Genomic DNA, 24,468 nt, shown 5'->3' on the forward strand with positions numbered 1-24,468 from the left:
GCTTTCGGAAACTGTTTTCGAAAACGTTTGACGCCTGTCAGCTCCCGAAAGAGACTGCTCTGCGACGCGGTCTCACCCTGCTGCCGCGAGCGTCCGCATCGGTGCGGATGCACACACTCTCGATGAGGAGAACGATCACATGAACAGCAGAAGGCACTCCCTCGCCGCCGCGGCGGCACTGACCGCCGTCGGCGCGCTCGTCCTGAGCGGATGCACCGGCGGCACCTCCGACGGCGGCGACGGCGACGGCTCGTCGATGACCCTGTGGCACAACTCGACCACCGGCCCCGGCGTCGAGTTCTGGGAGAAGACGGTCGCCGACTTCGAGGAGGCCAACCCCGGCGTCTCGATCACCGTCCAGTCGATCCAGAACGAAGATCTCGACGGCAAGCTCCAGACCGCGCTCAACTCCGGCGATGCGCCCGACATCTTCCTGCAGCGCGGAGGCGGCAAGATGGCCGCGATGGTCAAGGCCGGTCAGCTCAAGGACCTCACCGGTTCGCTGTCGGATGCCGTGACCGACGAGATCCCCGCCGCCGCGTTCTCGGCCAGCAGCCTCGACGACAAGATCTACGCGATGCCCGTCGCCGTGCTGCCCGGCGGGCTGTTCTACAGCCAGGACCTCTTCGACGAGGCCGGCATCACCGAGAACCCCACGACGCTGTCCGAGCTCGAGGACGCGACGGCCGCGCTGCGCACCGCCGGCATCGAACCCATCGCGCTCGGCGCGAAGGACGCCTGGCCCGCCGCGCACTGGTACTACTGGATGGCCCTGCGCGAGTGCAGCGCCGACACGCTGGCGAAGGCCGCCGACGAGATGAACTTCGACGACGACTGCTGGGTGCGCGCGGGCGAGGATCTCGAGGCCTTCGCCGCGACCGAGCCGTTCAACTCCGGATTCCTCACGACCACGGCCCAGCAGGGCGCGGGCAGCTCGGCCGGACTCATCGCGAACCACCAGGCCGGCATGGAGCTGATGGGCGCCTGGAACCCCGGCGTCATCGGCTCCCTCACGCCCGACCAGCAGCCGCTCGCCGACCTCGCCTGGTTCCCGTTCCCCGAGATCGAGGGCGGCGAGGGCGAGCCCGGTTCGATGATGGGCGGCGTCGACGGGTACTCGTGCTCGGTCGATGCTCCGGACGCCTGCGTCGATTTCCTGAACTACCTCGGCTCGGCCGAGGTGCAGACCGCCTACTACACCGCGTTCAACGCCCCGCCGGTGAACACGGTGGCGCAGGAGGCCGTGACCGAGCCGTACCTGCAGTCGATCCTCGAGGCCTACAACGCCGCGCCGTACGCGTCGCAGTGGCTCGACACCGTCTACGGCCAGAACGTCGGCAACGCCCTCAACGTCGCCGTCGTCGACATGCTCGCGGGTCAGGGATCACCGGAAGACATCGTCAAGGCTGTCCAGGATGCCGCTGCGAAGGCGTGAGGCGGCCGCCCGGCTGGAAGTGATCCTTCTGGCCGGGCCCGCCCTGGTCGTCTTCCTCGCCTTCGTCATCTTCCCCGTGCTGATGGCCGCGTACTACGGCTTCTTCAGCTGGCAGGGGTACGGGGCTCCCACCGACTTCGTGGGTCTGAAGAACTATCTGACGATCCTGCAGGACCCGCTGTTCCACGACGCCCTGGCGCACAACGGCTTCATCCTGGTGATGTCGCTCGTGCTGCAGGGCCCGGCCGCGATCCTGCTCGCGCTGCTGCTCAACCGGCGCATGCGCGGGCAGTCGCTGATCCGGGTGCTCATCTTCATCCCCTACGTGATCTCCGAGGTCGTCGTCGGCACCGGGTGGAGCCTGATGCTCCAGACCAGCGGCGCCTTCAACGCCCTGCTCGAGAACGCGGGCCTGGGGTGGCTGGCGGCGAACTGGCTGTCGAATCCCGACATCGCGATCTGGACGCTGATGGTCATCATCACCTGGAAGTACGTCGGGTTCGCCGTGATCCTGTTCCTCGCGGGCCTCCAGGGGATTCCCGAGGAGCTGCACGAGGCAGCCGCGATCGACGGGGCCTCGTACTGGCAGATCCAGTGGCGCATCACGCTGCCGCTGCTCGCTCCGACGCTGCGCATCTGGGCCTTCCTGTCGATCATCGGCTCGCTGCAGCTGTTCGATCTCGTCTACATCATCTGGGGGCAGTACATCGCCTCGACCGCCGGCACCTCGACCATGGCCACGTACATGGTCGGCGAGGGCCGCAACGCCGGCAACTTCGGCTACGGCAACGCCGTCGCCGTCGTGCTGTTCCTGATCTCGCTCGTGGTCGCCCTCATCTATCAGCGCGCCGTGCTCAAGCGCGACACCGAGGGCGCGCTCACCGGGCCCGCCTCCGCGAAGAAGAAGAGGAAGAACCGATGACCGCCACCTCGCTGCTCGTGACGCAGCGTCCCGGGCGCACCGGGCGCTCCGCCCGTCCCCGCCTGCCCTGGGCGCACCCGACCGTGTACTTCGTGGCGCTGATCGTCGTCGGGCTCATGCTCGCCCCGATCGCGTACATCGTCATCGGCGGCTTCCGTACGAACGCGCAGATCACGACCGACCCCTCCGGTCTCCCGCAGCCGTGGGTGTTCTCGAACTACCTCGACGTCATCACCGGAGGGATCTTCTGGCGCCAGGTGCTGAACTCGACGATCGTCGCGGTCGCCACCACCGCCGGGGTGGTCGCGCTGGGACTCATGGCCGCCTACGTGTTGGCCCGCTACCGGTTCGCCGGTCGCGGCGTGCTCTACGCCTTCTTCGCGGCGGGGCTCATGTTCCCGCTGACGGTCGCGATCACGCCGTTGTACATCGTGGTGCGCAACCTCGGCCTGATGAACTCCCTCGGGGGCGTGATCCTCCCGCAGATCGCCTTCGCTCTGCCCACCACGATCATCATCCTCGTGCCGTTCCTCCGGGCGATCCCCGACGAGATCCAGGAGGCCGCCTTCATCGACGGCTGCAGCCGCATCGGCTTCTTCTGGCGCATGGTGCTGCCGCTGTCTCTGCCGGGGGTCATCACCACCGGCATCCTGGCGTTCATCGGCAGCTGGAACGGCTACCTGCTGCCGCTGTTCATCCTCAACGACGCCTCGGCGTTCACCCTCCCGCTCGGCGTGCAGTCGTTCTCGTCGCAGTATTCGGTCGACACGGCCAAAGTGCTCGCGTTCACGTCGCTGTCGATGATCCCCGCGCTCATCTTCTTCAGCCTGTTCGAGCGGCGCATCGTGGGCGGGCTGACCGGTGCCGTCAAGGGCTGAACGCGCCCTCGGCGCCCCATCGCACTCCGTACGGAAAGAGATCATCGTGTCACACGACACCACCGCGCGCTCGACGCCCACCGCGTCGACGCAGACCCCGCGCCCGCCCCTCTCGCCGCGCGTCGCCGCGCTCCTCGCCGAGATGACCCTCGATGAGAAGCAGGCACAGCTGGTCGGGTTCTGGGTCGACCAGGGAGACGAGGTCGTCGCCCCGATGGCGGGCGAGAAGAAGACCTCGACGCGCTACGAAGAGGCCACCGCTCACGGTATCGGCCACCTCACGCGCGTCTACGGCACCCGACCCGTCGACCCCGGCGAGCGCGCCGCATGGCTGTGGTCGGAGCAGGCCCGCCTGCAGCGCGAGACCCGCCTCGGCATTCCCGCGCTCGTGCACGAAGAGTGCCTGACCGGCCTCGCGGCATGGCAGGCGGCGACGTATCCGACGCCGCTCGCCTGGGGAGCGTCGTTCGACCCGGCGCTCGTGGAGCGGGTGGGCGCGGCGATCGGCTCGTCGATGCGCACGCTCGGCATCCACCAGGGGCTGGCCCCCGTGCTCGACGTCGTGCGCGATCCACGGTGGGGACGCGTCGACGAGTGCATCGCCGAGGATCCCCTGGTCGTCGGCGTGATCGGCACCGCGTACGTGCGCGGCATGCAGTCGCAGGGCGTGCACGCGACGCTCAAGCACTTCGTGGGGTACTCGGCGTCGCGCGCCGGGCGCAACCACGCTCCGGTGCACGCCGGTGGGCGCGAGATCGAGGACGTGCTGCTGCCGCCGTTCGAGATGGCCGTGCGCGAGGGCGGAGTGCGCAGCGTCATGAACTCGTACACCGACATCGACGGCATCCCGGTGGCGGCCGACGCGCACTACCTCGACGACATCCTGCGCGAGCGGTGGGGTTTCGACGGCGTGGTGGTGTCGGACTACTTCGCCGTCGACTTCCTGCGCTCGATGCACCGCATCGCCGCCGACTCGTCCGAGGCCGCGGCTCTGGCCCTCACCGCCGGCATCGACGTCGAGCTCCCCTCGCCCGACGCGTACACCACGCTCGCGGCGCAGGTGCGCCAGGGCACGCTCGCCGAAGAGCTGCTCGATCGAGCGGTCGGTCGTGTGCTCGCGCAGAAGGAGGAGCTCGGGCTGCTCGACGCCGACTTCACCACCGCTCCGCCGACGGCCGTCGATCTCGACTCCCCCGCGCACCGCGCTCTCGCCCGCGAGCTCGCGGAGGAGTCGATCGTGCTGCTGAGCAATGACGGCATCCTGCCCCTGGTCGCGGACGCCACCAGGCGCATCGCCGTGATCGGCCCCAATGCCGACAGCACCGAGGCGCTGATGGGCTGCTACTCCTTCGTCAACCACGTGCTCGCCCACCACCCCTCGACTCCCGCCGGCATCGCCCTGCCGACGGTGCTCGAGGCCCTGCGCGCCGAGCTGCCGGACGCGACCGTCACGCACGCGGTCGGCTGCGCCGCCGAAGGCGACGACCGCAGCGGCATCGCGGATGCCGTCGCCACCGCGCGAGCCGCGGATCTCGCCGTGGTCGTCGTGGGCGACCGCGCGGGGCTGTTCGGCCGCGGAACGGTCGGCGAGGGCAACGACGTCGACACCCTCGATCTGCCGGGCGTGCAGCGGGAACTCGTCGAGGCGATCGTCGAGACCGGCACGCCCGTGGTGCTCGTCGCCATGACGGGTCGCCCCTACGCCCTGGACTGGGCGCTGCCGCCGCGTGCGACGCCGGGCGGAGCATCCGCGGGTCTCGGCGCCGTGAACTCCCCCGCGGCGGCTCGCGTCTCGGAGGAGGCTCCGGCCGCGCGCCGGCCGGCTGCGGTGCTGCAGGCGTTCTTCCCCGGTGAAGAGGGCGCCCCCGCGCTCGCACGCCTGCTCACGGGACGCGTCGACCCGTCGGGGCGTCTGCCCGTCTCGCTGCCGCGTTCCGCCGGAGCGCAGCCGTACTCGTACCTGCACCCCGTGCTCGGCGGACGCACCGACATCACGAGCGTCGACCCCACACCCGTTCGCCCCTTCGGGTTCGGACTCGGCTACACGTCGTTCACGCACACGGCGATCGAGGCCGATGCGACGGTCGTCGCCGGAGCCTCGTTCCTCGTCGCGGTCGAGGTGAACAACGTCGGAGGGCGTGACGGCGTCGACGTCGTGCAGCTCTACGCGCACGACGAGGTCGCGAGCGTCGTGCGCCCCGTGGCTCAGCTGATCGGATTCGAGCGGATCGGGCTGGTCGCCGGTGAGAGCAGGCGCGTCACGTTCGACGTGCCCACCGAGCGCCTCGCCTTCACCGGGCGCGACGGCGTGCGCCGGGTCGAGCCCGGGCGGATCCGTCTCTGGGTCGGCGAGGCGTGCGACCACGAGGAGGCCGTGACGACCATCGAGATCGTCACGGCCCCCTGAGCGGGGGTGCCCTTCGACAGGCTCAGGGACCCCGCTCGGACAGCGGGTCGCCGAGCCTGTCGAAGCGTCCCCGCACGAGACTCCCTCAGGCGTCGAGGCCGGCGAGGAAGGCGCGCACGTGCTCGCCCAGCTTCACGATGCGCAGGTCGCGGGCGAGCTCGCGGTCGAAGCCCTCGTAGGCGAGCGGGGGCAGCCGGCGCACGTTCTCGGAGCATCCGAAGTTCGCGCACACCAGGGTGCCGATCGTGTCGCCCTTGCGACCGGCCGGCCCGGCCTTGCGCGCGGTGAACAGCTGCACGTCGTTGCGGAGCGTGACGTCCTCGCACCACGAGCACTGGGCGCGGGCGATCACGCGCTGCTCGGCCTGCTGTAGCAGGGCGCCGGTGAACTCGCCGTCCACCTCGGTGATCACGTAGGCGCGACGCGGCGCCTTGGGGTCGACCCAGCCGAGATAGTCGATCCGGTCGAAATCGATGTCCGCGAAGCCGGCGGGCAGGTTCAGGTCGGAGACCTCTTTGCGGGAGGCGTTGCGGAAGGAGGCGCGGATTGCACGCTCGTCGATGGGACGCATGGGAGTGGATGCTTTCGTCTGATGCTCGCCGCGGAAGGACGAGTCGAGAGGTGGAGGGAACGATGAAGCACCGGAGACGGCATCCGCCTCCGGCCGATCGTCAGCCTCTGCCCGCGGCGCTGTGCGCGCCTGCGGCTCCTGCCTGCGCCACCCGGGCGCTCCTCGAGAACATCACCCGCCGAGCCTACACCCGCCCCGGCGGCGTGGGCCGGGAACGCGGGGGGAACGCGACGAAGGCCCGCCCCGTCACGACGGGGCGGGCCTTCGAACGTGCGCGGGTCAGGCCGTGAGCGTGGGGATCTCGTAGCGGCGCGGGGTGCCGAAGCGGTGCGCCGAGACCGACACGGCCTGCTCGCGCAGGTACGGGAGCATCTCGATGCGACCGGCGGTGACGACCGGCTGGCCGTACACGGCGACGGCCGGGGAGCCGCCGGTGCGGGCCGCGGTGTCGGCCATGCTGCCGCCGACGAGACGGATGCGTCCACCGGTCTGCGCGAGGCGAGCGGCGCGGGCGGTCCAGGCCGTGCCGTTCTCGACCGCGATCGTGACGCCGGCGGCGCGCAGCCACGACGAGACGGATGCCGGGAGGTCGGCCGCGGCGCTCACCGTGAGCGCGGCTCCCGTGCGGAGTCCGGCCGCGAGGGCGCGGATCGCGTGCACGGTCGTCGCGTCTTCGATGCGCACCGTGACGGGCACGGCGTCGTAGCGCAGGGCGTTCTGCTCGGTCTCGAGGCCGGTCGCGTCGACCACGGCGCCGAACTCCGCGGCCCATGCCGCCACGTCGGTCGACAGCGCGCCGGCGAGCCAGGCCGCATCCTCGCCCGAGAGGTCGCCGGCGGCGACGAGCGCGGCCTTCGACAGGGCATCGGTGGGGGCATCCGCGGCGATCGGGGCGTCGACCCAGTCGGACAGGCCGATGAGGTAGCTCGGGCCACCCGCCTTGGCGCCGGCGCCGACCGCGGCCTTCTTCCAGCCGCCGAAGGGCTGACGCTGCACGATGGCGCCGGTGGTGCCGCGGTTGACGTAGAGGTTTCCGGCCTGCACGGTCGCGAGCCACTGGGCGACCTCGTCCTCGTCGAGCGAGTGCAGACCCGAGGTGAGGCCGTAGTCGATCGCGTTGACGAGGGCCGTGGCCTCCTCGAGCGTCTTCGCCGTCATGATGCCGAGCACCGGTCCGAAGTACTCCGTGAGGTGGAACGGGCTGCCGGCCGCGACACCCGAACGGATGCCGGGGCGCCAGTACTGCCCCTCGTCGTCGAGCTTCTGGGGCTTCATCACCCAGTTCTCCCCGGGCTCGAGCGTGGTGAGGGCGTGGAGCAGCTTGCCCTCGGCGGGTGCGATGAGCGGTCCGATGCGACTGGAGCCGTCGCTGGGGGCGCCGACCTTGTAGGAGCCGACGGCGTCGACGAGCTGGCGGCGGAACCGCTCGCTCTCGGCGACCGTGCCCACGAGGATCACGAGCGAGGCGGCCGAGCACTTCTGGCCCGCGTGACCGAACGCCGAGTAGGCGACGTCCTTCGCGGCGAGGTCGAGGTCGGCGCTGGGGGTGACGATGATCGCGTTCTTGCCGCTGGTCTCGGCGAGCAGGGGCAGGTCGGGGCGGAAGCTGCGGAACAGCTCGGCCGTCTCGTATCCGCCGGTGAGGATGACGCGCTCGACGGCGGGGTGGCTGATCAGTTGCGTGCCGAGTTCGCGCTCCTCAAGCTGCACGTACTGCAGCACCTCGCGGGGCACTCCGGCCTCCCACAGCGCCTCGACCATGACCGCGCCGGATCGGGCGGCCTGGGCGGCGGGCTTGATCACGACCGGGGAGCCGGCCGCGAGGGCGGCGAGCGTCGAACCGGCGGGGATCGCGACGGGGAAGTTCCACGGCGGGGTGACCACGGTCAGCCCGACGGGACGGTGCTCCGCACCCGCGATGGTCTCGGCGCGCTTCGCGCTCTCGGCGTAGTAGTGCGCGAAGTCGATGGCCTCCGACACCTCGGGGTCGCCCTGCTCGAGCACCTTGCCGGCCTCCGAGCCCATGACCTCGAGCAGATCGGCGCGACGGGCTTCGAGCACATCGCCCGCACGGTGCAGGATCTCGGCACGACCGGCGGCGCCGAGCGCACGCCAGGCATGGCCTGCGGCGACAGCCTCGGCGATCACGGTGTCGAGGGCCGCGGCATCCGACAGCGTGTGCGTGCGCACGGTCTCGTCGCCGAGCGTCGACGACTCCATGCGCGAGCGGATGCCGTCGCCCCACGCGCGGTTCGCGGCGAGGCTCGGGTCGGTGTCGGGGGTGTTCTCGAAGCCGTCGCGCGGGGCGGCGGGCGCTGCCTGCGTGCGGTCCTGCACGCGGTTCGAGCCGGGGACCTCGGTCGGCATCGACGCGATCGAGGCGAGGAAGCGGTCGCGCTCACGGGCGAAGAGCGCGGGCTGCTCGTCGAGGTCGAACACGGCCGACATGAAGTTGTCGGTCGACGCGCCCTCTTCGAGGCGGCGGATCAGGTACGCGATCGCGACGTCGAACTCGGCCGGGTGCACGACCGGCGTGTAGAGCAGCAGCGAGCCGACGGTGCGGCGCACGACGGTGGCCTGCGCGGATGCCATGCCGAGAAGCATCTCGAACTCGATCCCGTCGGTGGCGCCGCGCCGGTTCGCGAGCAGCCAGGCGAGGGCGATGTCGAAGAGGTTGTGACCGGCGATGCCGATGCGCACGTTGCCGATGCGGTCGGGGTGCAGGGCGTAGTCGAGCACGGCCTTGTACGAGGCATCCGATGCCTCCTTGCTGTGCCAGGTGGCGAGCGGCCAGTCGTGCGACTCGGCGTCGACGCGCTCCATGGGCAGGTTCGCGCCCTTGACGACGCGCACCTTGATCGGCGCACCGCCGGAGGCCGTGCGGGCCGCCGACCACTCCTGCAGGCGGATCATCGCACCGAGGGCGTCGGGCAGGTAGGCCTGCAGCACGATGCCGGCCTCGAGCGAGCGGAACTCCTCGCGCTCGAGGATCGTCGTGAAGACCGCGATCGTGAGGTCGAGGTCCTTGAACTCCTCCATGTCGAGGTTGATGAACTTGCCGCGCTTCACGGCGATGCGGTACAGCGGGGCGAGGGCGTCGACGGCGTGCGCGACCGCGTCGTCGAAGGCCCAGGGGCTGTGCGGGGCGACGGTGGAGGAGACCTTGATCGAGACGTAGTCGACGTCGCTGCGCTCGAGCAGGCGACGGGTGCCGTCGAGGCGGCGCGCGGCCTCCTCCTCGCCGAGGATCGCCTCGCCGAGCAGGTTGACGTTGAGGTGCACGCCGTCGGTCGACTTGATGCGCGTGATGGCCTTGCCGAGCTTCGCGTCGGTGGCGTCGACGATGAGGTGGCGCACCATGCCGCGGAGCACCCGGCGGCTGATCGGCACGACGATGCCGGGGAACGCGGGGGCGAGTGCGCCGCCGAGCTTGATGAGCCCGCGCAGCGCGCCGGGCAGGAACGCCGGGGTGAGCGGCACGAGGTCGCGGAGGTTGGCGGCCGCGACCCTGAGGTCTTCGGGGCGCACGACGCCGTCGACGAAGCCGACCGTGAAGTCGAGGCCGTTCGGGTCGCTCAGCACACCGGCGAGGCGCTTGGCGGCGGTGTCGGCCGGCACCTCGCGGCTCTCGACGAGCCAGCGCTGGACGAGCGCGACCGCGTCGTCGGCGAGGGCGGCGAGCTCTGCGCTGCCGGTCGGGGCGGTCTCGGCCGGGGCCGTCTCGGAAGTGGCGGTCTCGGGAGTGGTCTGCGTCATCGGGGGGTCCTCTTCGTCTGAGCTCGTACGCCGAGCACGCGCGCGGGTGGGTGCGACTCTCAGTGTGGGGCGCGGCATCCGTTATGAAAAGCGAACGTTTACGATGGGTACTGTTCGATGTCTTCGATGCTTTCGGGAGGTCTCCGTGTTCGAGCTGCGCCGCCTGCGCCTACTGCACGAGTTGCACCTGCGCGGCACGATCGCCGATGTCGCCGCCGCCCTGTCGTTCAGCCCCTCGACGGTCTCGCAGCAGCTCGCGCAGCTCGAGCGCGAGGCCGGGGTCGCTCTGCTCGAACCCGACGGCCGGCGGGTGCGCCTCACCGCGCGTGGCCGCCTGCTCGCCGCGCACGCCGCGCGCGCGCTCGAACTCGACGAGGCCGCCCGCGCCGAACTGTCGGAGGAGGCGCCGGCGCAAGTGCGCATCGCCGTCATGCCCACGGCCGCGGAGGCTCTCGTGCCTCCGGCGCTCTCGCTGCTGGCCGAACGGATGCCGGGGCTCCGCCTCGAGATGGTGGAGCTGCCGCCCGAGATCGCTCTCTTCGAGCTGCAGGCCCGGGCGTTCGACCTGGTCGTCGCCGAGCAATACCCCGGCCACACGCGGGAGATCGCCGAGGGGATCGACCGCACCTTGCTCGGCGTCGATCCGATCCGACTGGCCGTACCCCGCGGGGATGCCGCGCACGGGCTGGAGGACCTGCGCGATCGGGCGTGGGTGCTCGAGCCCCAGGGCGCCGCGGTGCGGCGATGGGCCGTGCAGCAGTGCCGGGCCGCGGGGTTCGAGCCCGACGTGCGCTTCGAGGCCACGGATCTCGTGTCGCACGCCCGGCTCGTCGCCGCCGGTCATGCCGTCGCGATGCTGCCCGATCTCGTGTGGACCGGAGGGCGGACGACGGTGAGCCTGCGGGAGCTGCCCGGGTCGCCCGTGCGCGAGATCTTCGCCGCCACCCGCGCGTCGTCGCGCGACGATGCGGCGATCACGGCGGTGCGCGACGCGCTGGCCGATGCGCTGGCCGCCCACGAACCGCGCTGACGGCGGGGCTGACGGCGGGGCTGACGGCGGGTGCTGGGCGGGTGGGGCGGGGTGGGCGTGCGGGCGTGCGTTGCCGGGCACTGGGCTGGCGGGCACTGGGCTGGCGGGCACTGGGCTGGCGGGCGGGCTTGGCTCCCACGACGCGAGCGAGCAGCGAGATGATGCGCCACGCTCGAACTGGGTCCCTGAGCTTGCCGAAGGGCCCCGCCCCGTGGGCGGCCATGGTTCCCGGGCGAGCGTAGCGAGACGAAGGGCCGCCGCATTGCCGCACGAGCTGGGTCCCTGAGCTTGTCGAAGGGCCCCGGCCCGTGGGCGGCCGCGGTCCCTGAGCGAGCGCAGCGAGACGAAGGGCCGCAGCATGGCCGCACGAACTGGGTCCCTGAGCTTGCCGAAGGGCCCCGCCCGTGTGCACTCGTTCTGCACCGGTGTCGTGTTGTTCGGAGTTCTCCACCGATCGCGTCGATACTGGCTGTGGCCTGGGTTTTTCGTGTCGGAATGTCGGTGGCTGCTGGTGGACTGAGACGCATGAACAGCACCGCCGAACTCCTGGGCCGGGTCGCCGCCGACCTGGCCGCGGTGCTGCGCGCCGATGTCGTGGCGGGGCTGACGGATGCCGAGAAGATGCAGGTCCTCCGCGCCGCGGGAGAAGTCGCTCGGCGGGTGGATGCGGTCATCGTGGAAACGGTCGGATCCGTCGATCAACGCCCGGCCGGATCAGGGGAATTGGCGTTCTGTGGCCTGTTCGGATGCCGGACGATGAACGAACTCGTCCAACGAGTCCTCCGCACGGACGCGGCCGGGGCGGCACGGGTCGTGAAAGCGGGGAAGGTCGTCCGGCGGGAGCTGGACTTCTCCTCCGGTGCGCTGCTTCCCGCCCGCTGGCCGACCCTGCGGGAAGCGTTACTGGACGGGGCCGTCGGGGTCGCGGGGCTGCTCGCCGCGACCGGCCCCGTGGAGCAGGCCGGGGCGCGGATCGGTGCGGCGGACCGTTTGCGGGCGGACGCCGAGTTGGCGGAGTACGCGCGTGGTCTCGTCGCTGCCGAGGGCGACGGTGGCGGGAGTGTGGAGGGCGACGGTGAGGTAGATGCCGGAGAGGGCGCAGACTCCGGCGGCGGCCCGGGAACGGAGCACCGTGGGGACTCCGCGCCGCCGGCGACTCCCGAGGACCTCCGGTTGTTGTCGCGGGTGATCGTCACTTACCTCGACCCCGACGGCGCGGAACCCGCCGAAGAGCGCGCGATGCGCGCCCGCGGGATCGTCCTCGGCCGGGTCAAGGACGGGATGATCCCGATCCGAGGGTCGCTGCTGCCCGAGACGGCGGGGCAGCTGCAACGCATCTGGGACGCGTACCTGAACCCGAAAGTCGACGGACCACCCATGCCAGTGACGAGCGCCCCGGGAAGCGAAGGCGCCAGTGGGGTGCGGTTCGTCCCCTCCGCTGAGCGAGCGACGATGGGCTCGGTCGATGACGCCCTGCTCGGTGAACCGCTTCCCCGGGTCAACGGCAACGCTCTGCCGTCCGACGATGCCCTGCCCTCGGGTGACCCTGGTGGGATGGTCGATGGCCGGTCCCGGGCGCAGAAGCAACACGACGCCCTCGCCGCCGCCCTCGGAATCGCCGCCCGCCACAGTGACATGCCCTCCCTCGGCGGTGCAGCCCCGACCCTCGTTGTGTCGGTGACTGCGGAGGACTACGCGACCGGGCGGGGATGGGCGCACGTCGACGGCATCGACACCCCGGTCTCCCTCGCGACGGCCCGACACACCGCCTGCGGCGGCACGATTCAACGTGTGGTCTCCAACCCCGACGGGCGCATCATCGGAATCGATTCCACCGACCGGGTGTTCACTGTCCACCAACGCCGGGCGATCACCCTCCGCGACAAGGAATGTCTCATCCCCGGATGCCACGTCCCCGCGGCCTGGTGCGAGATCCACCACGTCACAGAACACTCCCGCGGCGGACCCACCAGCACCGACAACGGCGTCACCCTCTGCTGGCACCACCACCGCACCCTCGACACCTCCGGCTGGAGCATCCGCATGCACAACGGCACACCCCACGTCCGCGGACCCGCATGGTGGGACCCCCACCAAAAATGGCGAACACCACGACCCGCACCCCGGACCGCACCGCGGACTGCGACTGCCACCGCCACGGCCACCGCCACTGCAGCGAGAAAGCGAACTCGAACACCGATGCGCGCATGAACGAGCGCGCGACCTGTCACGCGTCCGACTGGTTGTCAATCCCGTGGTCGCCTCGCGCGGGCGGTGCGAGGGTGGCCATTCCAACGATCCCCACAAGGAGAGGAAGACGCCATGAGCGCGGGAGACGACATCAAGAACAACGCCGAGAAGCTGGCCGGAAAGGCCAAGGAGGGCGCGGGCAAGCTCACCGACAACGAGCGCCTCGAAGCCGAAGGTCGCGTAGACCAGACGAAGGCCTCTGCCAAGCAGGCGGGCGAGAACGTCAAGGACGCCGCGCAGAAGGCCGGCGAGAACGTCAAGGACGCGTTCGACCGCTGAGACCGAAGAACCCCGCTCCTCGGAGCGGGGTTCCTGCCCTCCGGCACGACGTCCGGACACAGAGGAGGCCCGCCACTCGGGCGGGCCTCCTCTTTCTGGTCTAGCTGCGGCGACTGCCGGTGATCGATCGGATGAGCCATGCGATCACGGCGATAGCGAGGAGCACGAGGCCCACCCACAGGAGGAACTGCAGAGACTGCACGAGTCCTCCGGTGATCGCGAGAATCACGGCGATGACGATGACGATGATGAGGAGGATGTTCATCGTTCTTCCCTTCTGTTCGAGGCGGGCGCCCCGAATTGCTGTAACCCTCACGCTAGGGGTCGACGCCCGCCGGGGCAGAGGGGGTTGACGCGGACACCTCCGGAATGCCAAGGGAATCCGAAATGCCCAGGGAAACAGAGGAGAGGACGGCATCATGCCCGGACGACGCAACAGTTCACTGAAGGATCCGGAACTCTACGAAGAGCTCCGCGACGACGGTGCCTCGAAGGAGAAGGCCGCCCGCATATCGAACGCGGCCGCCCGTGACGGCCGCAAAGCCGTCGGCAGACGCGGCGGGGAGAGCGGCGACTACGAGGACTGGACGGTGTCCGAGCTGCGCGCCCGAGCGAAGGAGCTCGGAATCACCGGCTACAGCGGCAAGCGCAAGGCCGAGCTCATCTCGATGCTGCGGAACCACTAGGCGGTCTCGGTGACGCGCTTCGGCATCGAGGAGGAGTTCCTGCTGGTCGACCGGAGCACGCTCGTGCCGCTGGCCATGGCCGATGGCACCCGGGAACGGCTCGCACCCGAGGGCGGCGGGCGGATCCTGCCCGAGTTCCTCACCTCGCAGTTCGAGTGCGTCACCGATCCCCTCTCGTCGATGACGGATGCTGCGGCGCAACTGCGGAACCTGCGCGCTGCACTCGCGGCGCACGCCGCCCCGCTGGACGCCGTGATCGCCGCATCCGGCACGCCGTTCAACACCACGGGACGCGCGACGATCTCCGCGTCGCCGCACTACGACCGCGTCTCGGCGCAGCTCGGCGCGATCTCACGAGGCCACGAGGTGAACGGGCTGCACGTGCACGTCGAGGTCGCGGATGCCGAGGAGCGCGTGCGGGCACTCAACCGTCTGCGCGGCTGGTTGCCGGTGCTGCTCGCCCTCACCGGCAACAGCCCCTTCGCCGAAGGGGCCGCGACAGGTTTCGCGAGCTGGCGCAGCATCCTGATCCGTCGCCTGCCCGCGACGTGGACGCCGCCCTGGTTCCACGACCTCGCCGACTACGAGGGGCAGGTGGATCGACTGATCGCGCTCTCCGCGATCCCCGAACGGTCGTCGCTGTCGTGGGCGGCGCGGCTCTCGGACCGCTTCCCCACGGTCGAGTCGCGCGTGTGCGACGCGCAGCTCTCGATCGACGACACGCTCTTCGCGGCGGCCCTCACCCGCGCGATCGTGGTGGCCCACGACGGCCCGGCGTCGGCCACCCCGGTCGAGCAGATCGACGCCGGGCTCTGGGTGGCCGCGCGGCACGGCATGGCAGCGACGATCACCGATCCCATGACGGGCGAGACGACGGATGCCTGGGCCGCGACGCACCGGCTGCTCGACGTCGTGCGGCACGCGCTCGAGCAGCTCGGCGACGCGGAGTTCGTCACCGCCCACATCGACCGCCTCCGGAGGGAGGGAACGGGCGCCGAGCGCCAGCTCCGCGCCCACGCGCACGACGGCCTGCGCGGCCTCCGACGGCTGCACCTCGCGGGGAGCGACACCGGAGACTTCACCGGAGACTTCGCCGCGGAGCCCGCCAAGGAGTCCCCCGCAAGATCCACCACAAGATCCACCACAAGATCCACCGAAGAGGAGTGAGTTCCCGGCATCCGCCCTCCACGTCCGTGGCCGGGAGTAGCCTTCGCCTGTGGCATCCTTCTCCGGCCTCCAGCGCCTGGTCATCTCGATCGCGGTCCTCGCGTCTTTCGTGACGTTCCTCGACGGCACCGTCGTGAACGTCGCGCTGCCCGCGATCAGCCGCGAGCTGGGCGGCGGCATCACGACCCAGCAGTGGGTGGTCGATGCGTACCTCATCACGTTGAGCGCGCTGATCCTGCTGGCGGGGTCGGTCTCCGACGCCTACGGCCGCGTGCTGGTGATGCGCGTGGGGCTCATCGCCTTCGGAATCGCCTCGATCGCGGTCGCCGCGGCCCCTGACCCGCTGGTGCTCATCATCGCCCGCGCGGCGCAGGGCGCGGCGGGCGCGCTGCTGGTTCCGAGTTCGCTCGCCCTGATCACCGCGACCATGCGCTCCGATGTGCAGGCGCGCGCGATCGGAGTGTGGACGGCGTTCACGACGGCCGCGCAGCTGGTCGGCCCGCTCATGGGCGGACTCTTCGTCGACTACCTGTCGTGGCGCTTCGTGTTCCTCATCAACGTGCTGCCGATCGCCCTGAACCTGATCCTGCTGTCGCGGCTGAGGCTGGCCGAGAAGCCGAGCGGTCGCCGCGTCGACTGGGTCAGCGGAGCGCTGTGCGCGATCGGCCTCGGCGCCGTGGTGTTCGCGCTCATCGAGCAGCCCAACTACGGCTGGGGCTCCCCCGCCATCTGGATCCCGGGCATCGTGGGGGCCGCCCTGTTCGCGTGGTTCCTGCTGCGGCAGCGGGGCTCGGCCTCACCGCTCATGCCGCTGTGGCTCTTCCGCGTGCGCGACTTCGGCTGGGGCAACCTCGCCACCTTCTTCGTCTACGCCGCGCTCTCGCTCAACGGATTCGTCGTGGGCGTCTACCTGCAGCAGGGCGCGGGGCTCAGCGCCACCGCCGCCGGTCTCGCGAGCCTGCCCATGACGATCCTGATGATCCTCGTCAGCTCGCGGGCGGGCGCCTGGGCCGGGCGATTCGGTCCGCGCATCTTCATGACGGTCGGCCCCGCGATCATGGCCGTCGGCGCCCTCATGCTGCTGCTCGTCGCCGAGGACTTCGACTACTGGTGGCAGGTGCTGCCGGCCATGATCGTGACGGGTCTCGGCCTCGCACTCACGGTCGCCCCGCTGACCGCCGCGATCCTCGGCGCAATCGATCAGGAGCACTCCGGCATCGCCTCGGCCGTCAACAACGCCGTCTCGCGCGTCGCCGGCCTCCTCGTCGTCGCGATGCTGTCGACGATCGTCGGCGGCATGCTCGACCTCGACGGGTTCCACAGCGCCGCCTGGGTCACCGCCGCGCTGCTCGTGCTCGGCGCGATCGTGTCGTGGATCGGCATCCGCCGCAATCCCGCCGAGGTCGAAGACGCCGCGACCCCGACATCCGCCCCGTCCCCGGCAGCACCCGCGGCCTGAGGCAGGCTCTGCCTGCCTGGACCACGCTCTGCCGCGTGACTCAGGCCTGCCCGCCCGCGCAGGATCCCGGAGATCTGCACCCATTTCGCACGAACGCGACCGATTCCCTGCGGGATTCCGCAGATCTCCGAAGCGACGCCACCGCCTCATCCGCACGTCGGGATCGACAGGCCGGCCCGGAGAACCGGGGCAGCGACCCGTCGATCCCGCAAGCGGGGTGACGCTCAGGCGCGGCGACGGCGGCGCAGTGCAGCTGCGCCCGCCGTCGCGGCACCGGCGGCGAGCAACCCGCCGGCCAGGAAGAGGGCGGCGGCCGGCACGTCCCCGCCGGTCGTCGCCAGATCATCCTGGGTGCCTGCATCGGATGCCCCGCCCGACCCCGTTCCGGAGCCGGAGCCCGAGCCCGAGCCGTTTCCGGGGGTGCCCGGATCCACAGGGTCGACAGGATCCACCGGGTCCACCGGATCCACCGGATCCACCGGATCGACCGGGTCCACGGCATCCGCGACCGCGACCGGCGCGCTCTCGACGGCCGCCGCGTCCAGTGCGGTCACGACCCAGCTCTCCCCCGCCGCGCGCGCCGCGGCATCCGAATCCGCGGCGTCCGCATCGCCGACACCCGCACCACCGGCATCCGCATCACCGGCACCCGTGGGCAGCGGATACGCGAACTCCCCCGCACCCCCGGCCCACACGGTGTCGACCAGCGTCCCCGGAGCGGCCACGATCTCCTCGGCCGTCCCCGTGCCGCGGTAGATCGCGTACTGCCGGGCCTCCGCCGCATCACCGGCCGCCCAGACGAGGGCGCCATCGTCGACTGCCACATCCGCGGGCGACGCGACCGCACCGTCGGACAGCCACGGCTTCGCGGGCACGATCGTCGGGTGCGCGAACGCCTCGCCCTTCAACAGCTCGATCGCGGTGTTCTTCGCCTGGTTCCGGGGCTGCTGGTCGGCGGGCAGCGCGGCGATGTCACTCGGCTTCATGTCGTTGTAGCTGAACAGCACGCTGCCGTCGATGCCCTCGAGCTTCTGGTTGAAGCGGATCTGGTTCGGAACCTCTTCGGGGTTCATCCACGCGGCCTCCCAGCCGCCGTTGTTGACGTGCTTGTAGAGCGCGTGCCCCACGTAGATCTGGGTGCGGCTCTCGGCCGCGGCATCGCTCCACCACTGCGCGAGCTCCCCGTAAGGGGCTGCCGCCTGGTCGAAGCTCCAGTAGATCTGCGGGGTGAGGTAGTCGATGAGCTCGTCCTGCACCCAGCCGCGGGTGTCGGCGAAGACGGCGTTGCTGTAGGTCTGCGACGACCCGACCGGGGTGTTCGACCCGGCGGGGTCGAGGGCTTTGTGCTCCCAGATGCCGAAGGGGCTGATGCCCAGCTGCACGGCGGTGCCGGCTTCCGCGTTGTGCGCGTCGATCGCGCCCGCCACCTGCGTGACGAGACCGGTGATGTTATCGCGACGCCAGGCCTCGATCCCGTCCTGCGTGTCGGGGTAGCCGGCCGTGAGCCCGAATTCCTCGAAGGTCGCGCGATCCTCGCCCTGGGCGCCGAAGAACACGTTCACGCCGTCGACGGTGATCCGATACGGGTAGAAGTAGTCATCGAAGTGGATCGCGTCGACGTCGTAGTTCTCGACGATCTCGGCGACGGATGCCGCGACGTACGCGGGCACCTCGGGCTGCCCCGGGTCGAGGAAGAGCTTCTCCTCGAACGACAGCACCCAGTCGGGATGCTGCACCGCGAAGTTGTCGTCGGCGAGGATGCCGGCGCCGTTGAGCGCGGCGATGTACTCCGGGATCGTGAGGGCCTTGACCTCGTCGGCGGTGAGACCGAGGGCCGTGAGGATCGCGGGCGCGGTCATCTTGGTGTTGGTGACCCGGTAGGGGTTGAGCCACGCGTGGAACTCCATGCCGCGGGCGTGGGTCGCGTCGACCATCTTCTGCAACGGGTCGTAGCCGGGGTCGGTGCCCTGCGGGCCGCCGAGGAACTCCGACCACGGGTTGAGCTCCGAGGGGTAGTACGCGTCGAGCAGCGGACGCACCTGGAAGATCACGGCGTTCATGTTCCACGACGCGAACTCGTCGAGCACGGTGGCGTACTTCGCGTCGAAGTCGGCGGCATCCGCGGGCTTGCCGAAGTTGAGGTTGCCGATCGTGCCCACCCAGGCGCTCGAGAAGCGCCGATTCTCGGGCTCGAGCGCGGTGGGGATGGCGACCTGTTCCCCCGAGCCCGGGAAGGTCTCGACCGGGTCGGTGCCGTAGCCGTAGGCGCCCGAGGCATCCTTCACGAACTTGTACAGAGGTTCCTCGTCGGGGGCGGCGGCGACGGCCGCGGCCGGGAGGGCGAGCATCAGCAGGGCGGCGGTCGCGGCGGCGGTGGATCTTCTCAACATCGAGTCCTCGTTCACTTCGGCGTTCACGGTGATAACCATTTCCACTCTCAGCATTGTTAGCGGAACTAACTAACAGCGTGCCACAGCATCCGCCCGATCACCACCCCCGCTCACGTAGAAGGGGCCCGCAGCCGATGGCCGCGAGCCCCTTCTAGAGGAGCGATCAGCTGACGGGGCTGAGCGTCTTCGCGATGTGCGTGTGCACGGCGGTGAGCCACGAGAGGAGGAACTCGGTCGTCGACTCGTCGGTGACCTCGCCGTCATCGGTGATGAGCCCCTCGCGCATGTGCACGTAGGCCTCCGGCTGCGCGAGCTCCGGCGACGCCAGGAAGGAGAGGATCGAGCGCAGGTGCTGCTGCGCGACGGCGGTACCGATCGCGCCGACCGAGGCGCCGATCACGGCGGACGGCTTGCCGGCGAAGCTGTTCTGGCCCCACGGACGGCTCGCGGTGTCGAGCGCGTTCTTCAGCACGCCCGGCACCGAGCGGTTGTACTCGGGGGTGATGACGATGATCGCATCGGAGGCCTCGATCGCCTTCTTGAACGACGCGGCCTCGGCCGGGATCGCACCGTCGTTGTCGGCCGAGTAGAAGGGCAGGTCGACGAGCGGGATCTCGGTGAGGTTCAGGCCCGCCTGCGGCGCGAGCTTCACGAGCGCCTTCGACAGGCGACGGTTGATCGAGGTCGAGGAGATGCTGCCGACGAGGAAGCCGACGTCGTACGTGGTGGTCATGAGGGGTCCTTCCCAATTACATGCAATTGCATGAACATGAAACCACGTCCGCGGCCTCCGCATTCCCGAATCGTCCGAGCAGGATCGCCCAGTAGATTTGCTCACATGCGCGCCCGCCCCGCCTCCGCTCTCACGATCGCTGTGCTGACGGTCGCCGCGCTCACGGGGTGCGCCACGACGGACGCCCCGGCATCCGGATCCTTCAGCGTGCCACCCGCCGGCGCCGCGCCCGACTACCAGCTGGGCGGCGCCTACGCACCGGCATCCGGGGTCGGGATCGTCGGGCGCGATCGCGCGGCCGAGCCCGCCGACGGCGTGTACTCGATCTGCTACGTCAACGGATTCCAGACGCAGCCCGGCGAACTCGACCTCTGGGACGACGACCTGTTGCTGCAGCGCGACGGCGCGCCGGTCTTCGACCCGGACTGGCCCGACGAGGCTCTCGTCGACACCTCGACGCCCGCGCAGCGCGAGCGCATCGCCACCCTGGTCACCCCGTGGATCGAGGGATGCGCGGATGCCGGGTTCGACGCGGTCGAATTCGACAACCTCGACTCGTACACCCGGTCCGACGGCGCCCTCACCCTCGAGGGGAACCTCGCCCTCGCGACACTGCTCGTCGACGCCGCGCACGGTGCCGGTCTCGCCGCCGGCCAGAAGAACGCCGCCGAGGATGCCGCGGTGCTGCGAGACGAGGCAGGATTCGACTTCGCCGTGACCGAGGAGTGCGCCGCCTACGAGGAGTGCTCGGCGTACACCGACGTCTACGGCGAGGCCGTGATCGACATCGAGTACAGCGACGAGCTGCCCCGCACCTTCGCCGAGATGTGCGCCGACGACGAGTCGCCCGCCTCGATGGTGCTGCGCGACCGGAACCTCGTGACCGCCGACGACGAGGCGTACGTGTTCGAGACCTGTGCCGGCTGACCTCTTCGGTGCGGGCCGCGCCGCGCGGTGTGGACACCCACATTCCTCGCGGTTCGAGCGATCGCACGCGATGATTCGACCTAGCCTGTCTCCCATGCACTCCGGAGTTCGTCTCCTCGCGCGCGTCGTCGGCGCGACAGGCCTGGCTTCGATCGCCGCACTGCACGCGATCTGGGCAAGCGGGTCCCCTTGGCCCGCGACGAGCTCCGAGGAACTTGCAGAAGCCGTCGTCGGCCAGTCCGTCGAGATGCCGTCCGCCGCGCCGACCGCCGTCGTCGCGGCCGGTGCGGCCGGCGCGGCGCTCCTCACCGCCGGCGCTCTCGGGTCGGGACGGCCGGTGCGTCTCGCGCTGCACGGAATCGCTGCCGCCTTCCTCGCTCGCGCTCTCCTCGGAGGCGGGGCTGCGCTCACAGCGCTCAGACTTCCTCCCGCCGGCACCCGATTCCGCCGGCTCGACGCGCGCTGGTACCGACCCTTCTCCGCCCTCATGGGCATTTCACTCTGGGTCTCGACGCCGAGCAGCCGAGGCCGGATTCGGCGGGGAGCGGGCACCCGCGGTTCTTGAACGAGGAGCCCTTCGTACCGCCGCGCTCGCTCAAGTCCGGGGCGCTGCGCTCGCTCAGGAACCACGCAGCGGCGAGACTGCGGGCCGCGCCGATACGGTGGGGACATGACCACGGATGCACGCGTGATCGCGATCCTCGAAGAACTGCCCGACCTCGCGGACGCCGGCGAACAGGACGGACGCCGGTGGTTCGCCCGCTGGAACGAGGGCGCGGTTCGGCTGCTCGACGATCAGCTGAGCGAGGTGAACGGCCGGGCTCTCGCGCTCACCGACGAGGTGCGTGTGCGCGCGGCATCCGCCCTCGATCGCCTGGTGCTCACCGCCGGCGGCGACACCGTCCTCGTCGGCGACGACACCGTCACGGTCGCGGGCCTCTCGATCGACGCCGCCGCGTTCGTCGGCGATCTCGTCGTCGCCACCGCGCCGGGTGACGACGGCGGGCATCGGGTGCTGCTGCTCGACCACGCGACGGGGGCGCTGCTCGATGAGCAGGCCGTCGACGCCGACGATGCGATGGCCGTCGTGCACCGGCATCCGACCGATCCGGTCGCCGTGATCGAGCTCGCGATGGGGCAGGACGGATGCCTCGCCCTCCGCGTCGATGTCGACGTCTCCGGCCCGACGGGGGCGCAGCTGCGGCTGACCGAGATCCTCTCAGGACACGACCCGGTGATCGCCGGGTTCCGCGCCGCCGGGGACCGGCTGCTGATGGCTCCCTACCCGAGCGATCCCGAGACCGCCCGGGTGTTCGCGTGGCCGTCACTCGACGAGGTCGGTCAGGTGTCGGCCGCCGACATCGATGCGGAGTACGGTTTCGGGCTCGCCGCCTGCTGGGTCGACGATGACCGGGCGGCGCTCGTCGCACCGGAGGACGCGCTCGTGCTCACCGGTTCGGCGCTCGACTCCGCCGTGCGGGTCGACCTGTCGCAGCTGCTCGGCGATGACGCGGAGATCGAATCGCTCACCCCTCTCGCCCCCGGCCGCATCGCCGCAGGTGTCTGGACCCCGGACGAGCGATCGACACGGGTGATCGAGTTCGCGGCCCCGCGCGACTGAGGCGAGCGACACCCTTTCGTCCGCGTGTCAACGGGCGGGTGCCGATCGAGACGATGCGCGAGGCTGGGCATCCGCCCGGATCGACCGGCGGCCCGTCGACGAGAGGACACCCCATGAGCGACCCGAAAGCGTATCCCGACGACAGCGGTCCCTACGACGCCGCCGCGGATGCCGCCGCCGAACCCGCCGACGACGGCAAGGTCTTCACGGCCGACGAGGGCTCCGATCACGACAGCCCGCACGACGGGGAGCAGGATCCGCTCGATCAGAGCGACAGCCTCGAGCGCTGAGCGCCGCGCCGCGCTACGCCCCGCATCTCGTCGAAACCCACCGAGCGCGACGAGACCCACCGCTCGCAACGCGCGGGGCGGTGGGTCTCGACGACGGGGGGGTCTCGACGTACCCGAGCGGCACCGCGAGGGTGCCGAGGGTCAGATACGGTCGTCCTCGACGACCGTCGTCGTGCCACGGGTGCGACCGCGACGGGAGACCATGACGATGATTCCGATGATGGCCGTGATCGCTCCGGCGGCCATGAGGATGTAGCCGACGAGGTCGAGGTTCACCCAGTCCAGCTGCACGTTCAGTGCGAACGCGAGGATCGCGCCGATCACGAAGAGGACGATTCCGGTTCCGATGCTCATGAGAGTGCTCCTTCCGGCATCCGACGATGCCGTCGCGCTTCATGCTCCCGGAATACCCCGGGCTCCGGAAAGGGCTTGACTTCGGCGCAGGCGTCGGGGCGCCCCGCGACGACGGCTCCGCATTCACGGAGACCGCGGCTCACCCGTCTCCGCGCCCGAGCATCCGGAAGTGCCGTTCCAGCACGGCCCGCGCGCGAGCACCCGCATCGGAGTCCGTGCTCCACAGCAGACGCAGCGCGAGCCCGTCGAGCAGCGCGTGGAGACGGTCGCCCTCGAAGGCGGCGTCGACCGACGCGGGCACCTCGCCCGCACGCACGAGTTCTGCGATGGCGGCGTCGCACACCCGCCGCACCCCGCCGCTGAGCTCGCGCACCGAGGGAGCCAGCGAGCCGTCGGTCAGCGCCAGGCTGCCCAGCTGGAGCTGGACCATCAGCTCGGTGCGCCGCACCTCGTCGAGAGGGAGAAGTTCCTCGAGCATCGCGATCACGCGGCGCCCACCGTCACCGTCGAGGCGCCGCAGGCGATCGGCGACAGCGGAGCGGATCCCGTCCAGGCAGAACGACCGCAGGGCCGCCTGCGTCGGGAAGGCGCGGCGAAGGGATGCCGTCGCGAGCCCCGCCTCCTCGGCGACCTTCCGCACCGAGAGCGCGACGAGGCCGTCCCGCGCGAGGACGCGCATCGCCGCCTCGCCGATCTCACGGTCGCGCTGCGCGTGGTCGATCAGCTTGGGCATGTCCTCACCGTACCGGGGCGGCCTCCGCGGGCGCCTTCTTCGGCCAGAGCGTGTAGCTGACGGCCCAGATCACGTCGACCGCCAGGACTATGCCGAGGATCCGGAAGAACCCGAGCAACTCGGCCGTGCGGTCGGGAGCCGCCACGATGGCGATGAGTCCCCCGAGGATCGCGGCCGCGATGGCGACCGCGAGCGCGGTGCGCGCCACGTCCTTCCAGCAGGCCACCGTGTACGCCGCTCCCGTGAGCGGAGCACGGCGCGGCGCCCCGCGGAACCGCGTCGCGAACTTCGCGTCCAACCACGCGATCATCCGATGCCCGTAGGCGATCGAGATGCCGATGTAGAGGGCGGCGAGACCGTGGTGCCAGGATGCCGTCGCTCCGCCGAGGAGGTCGACCGCGACGAGCGTCAGGAGCACGAGATCGATGAGCGGTGCGGCGACGAGGAATCCGACGCCGAGCCTCGGCCGGCGGAGCGGATACCGCGCGACGAGGCCGGCGACGATCGCGACCCAGAACGCGATCTCGCAGGCGATGATGGCGACGAGGATCATCGGCGCGGACCCGGGGTGCATGTACTC

At 70.7% G+C, this 24,468-nt stretch carries 22 protein-coding genes; 14 read left to right on the top strand and 8 right to left on the bottom strand.

Going from position 1 to position 24,468, the window contains the following annotated elements; translation table 11 throughout:
- Window positions 1-139 precede the first annotated feature (139 nt).
- The 4 genes from ACTJKK_RS07810 (at window position 140) to ACTJKK_RS07825 (ending at window position 5,642) form a co-directional block, all read left to right on the top strand.
- Window positions 140-1,435: an extracellular solute-binding protein gene (locus ACTJKK_RS07810; protein WP_247633947.1), complete on the top strand. Its 1,296-nt coding sequence runs from the start codon at window positions 140-142 to the stop codon at window positions 1,433-1,435.
- On the top strand, window positions 1,416-2,357 hold the full coding sequence (locus tag ACTJKK_RS07815; RefSeq protein WP_440747562.1) for a carbohydrate ABC transporter permease: 942 nt from the start codon (window positions 1,416-1,418) through the stop codon (window positions 2,355-2,357). The genes ACTJKK_RS07810 and ACTJKK_RS07815 overlap by 20 nt, the downstream gene beginning before the upstream one ends.
- Entirely contained in the window at window positions 2,354-3,235 is an 882-nt protein-coding gene (locus ACTJKK_RS07820) for a carbohydrate ABC transporter permease (RefSeq protein ID WP_247624656.1), read from the top strand. Before ACTJKK_RS07815 ends, ACTJKK_RS07820 begins: the two co-directional genes overlap by 4 nt.
- Before the next feature lie 142 nt (window positions 3,236-3,377).
- The gene (locus ACTJKK_RS07825) at window positions 3,378-5,642 is read left to right on the top strand and encodes a beta-glucosidase family protein (RefSeq protein WP_440747857.1); all 2,265 of its coding nucleotides are present in this window, start codon (window positions 3,378-3,380) and stop codon (window positions 5,640-5,642) included.
- A gap of 85 nt (window positions 5,643-5,727) precedes the next feature.
- Here ACTJKK_RS07825 and ACTJKK_RS07830 read toward each other — a convergent pair whose 3' ends face one another.
- Together ACTJKK_RS07830 and ACTJKK_RS07835 are read right to left on the bottom strand one after the other, a co-directional pair.
- Window positions 5,728-6,213 carry an FBP domain-containing protein gene (locus ACTJKK_RS07830; protein WP_247624655.1) on the bottom strand — a complete coding sequence of 162 codons (486 nt, stop codon included), beginning with the start codon at window positions 6,211-6,213 and terminating at the stop codon, window positions 5,728-5,730.
- Window positions 6,214-6,492: 279 nt separating this feature from the next.
- Window positions 6,493-9,969, bottom strand: coding sequence for a bifunctional proline dehydrogenase/L-glutamate gamma-semialdehyde dehydrogenase (locus tag ACTJKK_RS07835; protein ID WP_440747563.1), 3,477 nt, complete (start codon window positions 9,967-9,969; stop codon window positions 6,493-6,495).
- A gap of 145 nt (window positions 9,970-10,114) precedes the next feature.
- Here ACTJKK_RS07835 and ACTJKK_RS07840 point away from each other — a divergent pair, with 145 nt between their 5' ends.
- The 3 genes from ACTJKK_RS07840 to ACTJKK_RS07850 all read left to right on the top strand — a co-directional run bounded on the left by ACTJKK_RS07840 (window position 10,115) and on the right by ACTJKK_RS07850 (window position 13,528).
- A complete protein-coding gene (locus ACTJKK_RS07840) occupies window positions 10,115-10,999 on the top strand; it encodes a LysR family transcriptional regulator (RefSeq protein ID WP_247624653.1) in 885 nt (294 codons plus the stop codon).
- A 525-nt stretch (window positions 11,000-11,524) separates the two neighbouring features.
- The gene (locus ACTJKK_RS07845) at window positions 11,525-13,210 is read left to right on the top strand and encodes a DUF222 domain-containing protein (RefSeq protein WP_440747564.1); all 1,686 of its coding nucleotides are present in this window, start codon (window positions 11,525-11,527) and stop codon (window positions 13,208-13,210) included.
- 111 nt (window positions 13,211-13,321) lie between these two features.
- Window positions 13,322-13,528 carry a CsbD family protein gene (locus ACTJKK_RS07850; RefSeq protein ID WP_440747565.1) on the top strand — a complete coding sequence of 69 codons (207 nt, stop codon included), beginning with the start codon at window positions 13,322-13,324 and terminating at the stop codon, window positions 13,526-13,528.
- Window positions 13,529-13,628: 100 nt separating this feature from the next.
- On the opposite strand, the gene ACTJKK_RS07855 is transcribed toward ACTJKK_RS07850, so the two are convergent.
- Window positions 13,629-13,793 carry a hypothetical protein gene (locus ACTJKK_RS07855; protein WP_247624650.1) on the bottom strand — a complete coding sequence of 55 codons (165 nt, stop codon included), beginning with the start codon at window positions 13,791-13,793 and terminating at the stop codon, window positions 13,629-13,631.
- A 154-nt stretch (window positions 13,794-13,947) separates the two neighbouring features.
- On the opposite strand from ACTJKK_RS07855, the gene ACTJKK_RS07860 reads away from it, so the two are divergent.
- Genes ACTJKK_RS07860 through ACTJKK_RS07870 form a run of 3 tightly spaced genes read left to right on the top strand, consistent with a single transcriptional unit; the run spans window position 13,948 to window position 16,840 of the window.
- A complete protein-coding gene (locus ACTJKK_RS07860) occupies window positions 13,948-14,214 on the top strand; it encodes a DUF7218 family protein (RefSeq protein WP_247624649.1) in 267 nt (88 codons plus the stop codon).
- A 9-nt stretch (window positions 14,215-14,223) separates the two neighbouring features.
- Window positions 14,224-15,381: a carboxylate-amine ligase gene (locus ACTJKK_RS07865; protein ID WP_440747566.1), complete on the top strand. Its 1,158-nt coding sequence runs from the start codon at window positions 14,224-14,226 to the stop codon at window positions 15,379-15,381.
- 49 nt (window positions 15,382-15,430) lie between these two features.
- The gene (locus tag ACTJKK_RS07870; protein WP_440747567.1) at window positions 15,431-16,840 is read left to right on the top strand and encodes an MFS transporter; all 1,410 of its coding nucleotides are present in this window, start codon (window positions 15,431-15,433) and stop codon (window positions 16,838-16,840) included.
- Window positions 16,841-17,064: 224 nt separating this feature from the next.
- Here the strand turns inward: ACTJKK_RS07870 and ACTJKK_RS07875 are convergent, their stop codons facing one another.
- Both ACTJKK_RS07875 and ACTJKK_RS07880 read right to left on the bottom strand, forming a co-directional pair.
- Entirely contained in the window at window positions 17,065-19,269 is a 2,205-nt protein-coding gene (locus tag ACTJKK_RS07875; protein ID WP_440747568.1) for a glycoside hydrolase family 10 protein, read from the bottom strand.
- Between the two features lie 124 nt (window positions 19,270-19,393).
- Window positions 19,394-19,963 carry an NADPH-dependent FMN reductase gene (locus ACTJKK_RS07880; RefSeq protein ID WP_247624645.1) on the bottom strand — a complete coding sequence of 190 codons (570 nt, stop codon included), beginning with the start codon at window positions 19,961-19,963 and terminating at the stop codon, window positions 19,394-19,396.
- A 105-nt stretch (window positions 19,964-20,068) separates the two neighbouring features.
- Here ACTJKK_RS07880 and ACTJKK_RS07885 point away from each other — a divergent pair, with 105 nt between their 5' ends.
- From ACTJKK_RS07885 to ACTJKK_RS07900, 4 genes are all read left to right on the top strand, one after another.
- Entirely contained in the window at window positions 20,069-20,890 is an 822-nt protein-coding gene (locus tag ACTJKK_RS07885; protein ID WP_440747569.1) for an endo alpha-1,4 polygalactosaminidase, read from the top strand.
- 94 nt (window positions 20,891-20,984) lie between these two features.
- Complete coding sequence (locus ACTJKK_RS07890; RefSeq protein WP_440747570.1) at window positions 20,985-21,455, top strand: DUF3995 domain-containing protein; 471 nt, start codon at window positions 20,985-20,987, stop codon at window positions 21,453-21,455.
- Window positions 21,456-21,560: 105 nt separating this feature from the next.
- Window positions 21,561-22,511: a hypothetical protein gene (locus ACTJKK_RS07895; protein WP_440747571.1), complete on the top strand. Its 951-nt coding sequence runs from the start codon at window positions 21,561-21,563 to the stop codon at window positions 22,509-22,511.
- A gap of 113 nt (window positions 22,512-22,624) precedes the next feature.
- On the top strand, window positions 22,625-22,801 hold the full coding sequence (locus ACTJKK_RS07900; protein WP_247633935.1) for a hypothetical protein: 177 nt from the start codon (window positions 22,625-22,627) through the stop codon (window positions 22,799-22,801).
- Between the two features lie 141 nt (window positions 22,802-22,942).
- Here ACTJKK_RS07900 and ACTJKK_RS07905 read toward each other — a convergent pair whose 3' ends face one another.
- From ACTJKK_RS07905 to ACTJKK_RS07915, 3 genes are all read right to left on the bottom strand, one after another.
- On the bottom strand, window positions 22,943-23,155 hold the full coding sequence (locus ACTJKK_RS07905) for a DUF6458 family protein (RefSeq protein ID WP_247624641.1): 213 nt from the start codon (window positions 23,153-23,155) through the stop codon (window positions 22,943-22,945).
- 139 nt (window positions 23,156-23,294) lie between these two features.
- Window positions 23,295-23,888, bottom strand: a complete 594-nt coding sequence (locus ACTJKK_RS07910; RefSeq protein WP_440747572.1) for a TetR/AcrR family transcriptional regulator — start codon at window positions 23,886-23,888, stop codon at window positions 23,295-23,297.
- 4 nt (window positions 23,889-23,892) lie between these two features.
- Complete coding sequence (locus ACTJKK_RS07915; RefSeq protein WP_440747858.1) at window positions 23,893-24,441, bottom strand: hypothetical protein; 549 nt, start codon at window positions 24,439-24,441, stop codon at window positions 23,893-23,895.
- Window positions 24,442-24,468: the final 27 nt, after the last annotated feature.

The sequence above is a fragment of the Microbacterium sp. 22179 genome (assembly GCF_052045715.1).
Taxonomy (GTDB): domain Bacteria; phylum Actinomycetota; class Actinomycetes; order Actinomycetales; family Microbacteriaceae; genus Microbacterium; species Microbacterium galbinum.

Bases quoted from the DNA above. Each gene is read 5' to 3' on its own strand.
- ACTJKK_RS07810 (WP_247633947.1), top strand. From the start codon at position 140: ATGAACAGCAGAAGGCACTCCCTCGCCGCCGCGGCGGCACTGACCGCC.
- ACTJKK_RS07855 (WP_247624650.1), bottom strand. From the start codon at position 13,793: ATGAACATCCTCCTCATCATCGTCATCGTCATCGCCGTGATTCTCGCG.
- ACTJKK_RS07845 (WP_440747564.1), top strand. From the start codon at position 11,525: ATGAACAGCACCGCCGAACTCCTGGGCCGGGTCGCCGCCGACCTGGCC.
- ACTJKK_RS07900 (WP_247633935.1), top strand. From the start codon at position 22,625: ATGAGCGACCCGAAAGCGTATCCCGACGACAGCGGTCCCTACGACGCC.
- ACTJKK_RS07890 (WP_440747570.1), top strand. From the start codon at position 20,985: ATGCACTCCGGAGTTCGTCTCCTCGCGCGCGTCGTCGGCGCGACAGGC.
- ACTJKK_RS07910 (WP_440747572.1), bottom strand. From the start codon at position 23,888: ATGCCCAAGCTGATCGACCACGCGCAGCGCGACCGTGAGATCGGCGAG.
- ACTJKK_RS07825 (WP_440747857.1), top strand. From the start codon at position 3,378: ATGACCCTCGATGAGAAGCAGGCACAGCTGGTCGGGTTCTGGGTCGAC.
- ACTJKK_RS07860 (WP_247624649.1), top strand. From the start codon at position 13,948: ATGCCCGGACGACGCAACAGTTCACTGAAGGATCCGGAACTCTACGAA.
- ACTJKK_RS07875 (WP_440747568.1), bottom strand. From the start codon at position 19,269: ATGGTTATCACCGTGAACGCCGAAGTGAACGAGGACTCGATGTTGAGA.
- ACTJKK_RS07880 (WP_247624645.1), bottom strand. From the start codon at position 19,963: ATGACCACCACGTACGACGTCGGCTTCCTCGTCGGCAGCATCTCCTCG.
- ACTJKK_RS07835 (WP_440747563.1), bottom strand. From the start codon at position 9,969: ATGACGCAGACCACTCCCGAGACCGCCACTTCCGAGACGGCCCCGGCC.
- ACTJKK_RS07830 (WP_247624655.1), bottom strand. From the start codon at position 6,213: ATGCGTCCCATCGACGAGCGTGCAATCCGCGCCTCCTTCCGCAACGCC.
- ACTJKK_RS07815 (WP_440747562.1), top strand. From the start codon at position 1,416: ATGCCGCTGCGAAGGCGTGAGGCGGCCGCCCGGCTGGAAGTGATCCTT.
- ACTJKK_RS07905 (WP_247624641.1), bottom strand. From the start codon at position 23,155: ATGAGCATCGGAACCGGAATCGTCCTCTTCGTGATCGGCGCGATCCTC.
- ACTJKK_RS07885 (WP_440747569.1), top strand. From the start codon at position 20,069: ATGCGCGCCCGCCCCGCCTCCGCTCTCACGATCGCTGTGCTGACGGTC.
- ACTJKK_RS07895 (WP_440747571.1), top strand. From the start codon at position 21,561: ATGACCACGGATGCACGCGTGATCGCGATCCTCGAAGAACTGCCCGAC.
- ACTJKK_RS07915 (WP_440747858.1), bottom strand. From the start codon at position 24,441: ATGATCCTCGTCGCCATCATCGCCTGCGAGATCGCGTTCTGGGTCGCG.
- ACTJKK_RS07820 (WP_247624656.1), top strand. From the start codon at position 2,354: ATGACCGCCACCTCGCTGCTCGTGACGCAGCGTCCCGGGCGCACCGGG.
- ACTJKK_RS07850 (WP_440747565.1), top strand. From the start codon at position 13,322: ATGAGCGCGGGAGACGACATCAAGAACAACGCCGAGAAGCTGGCCGGA.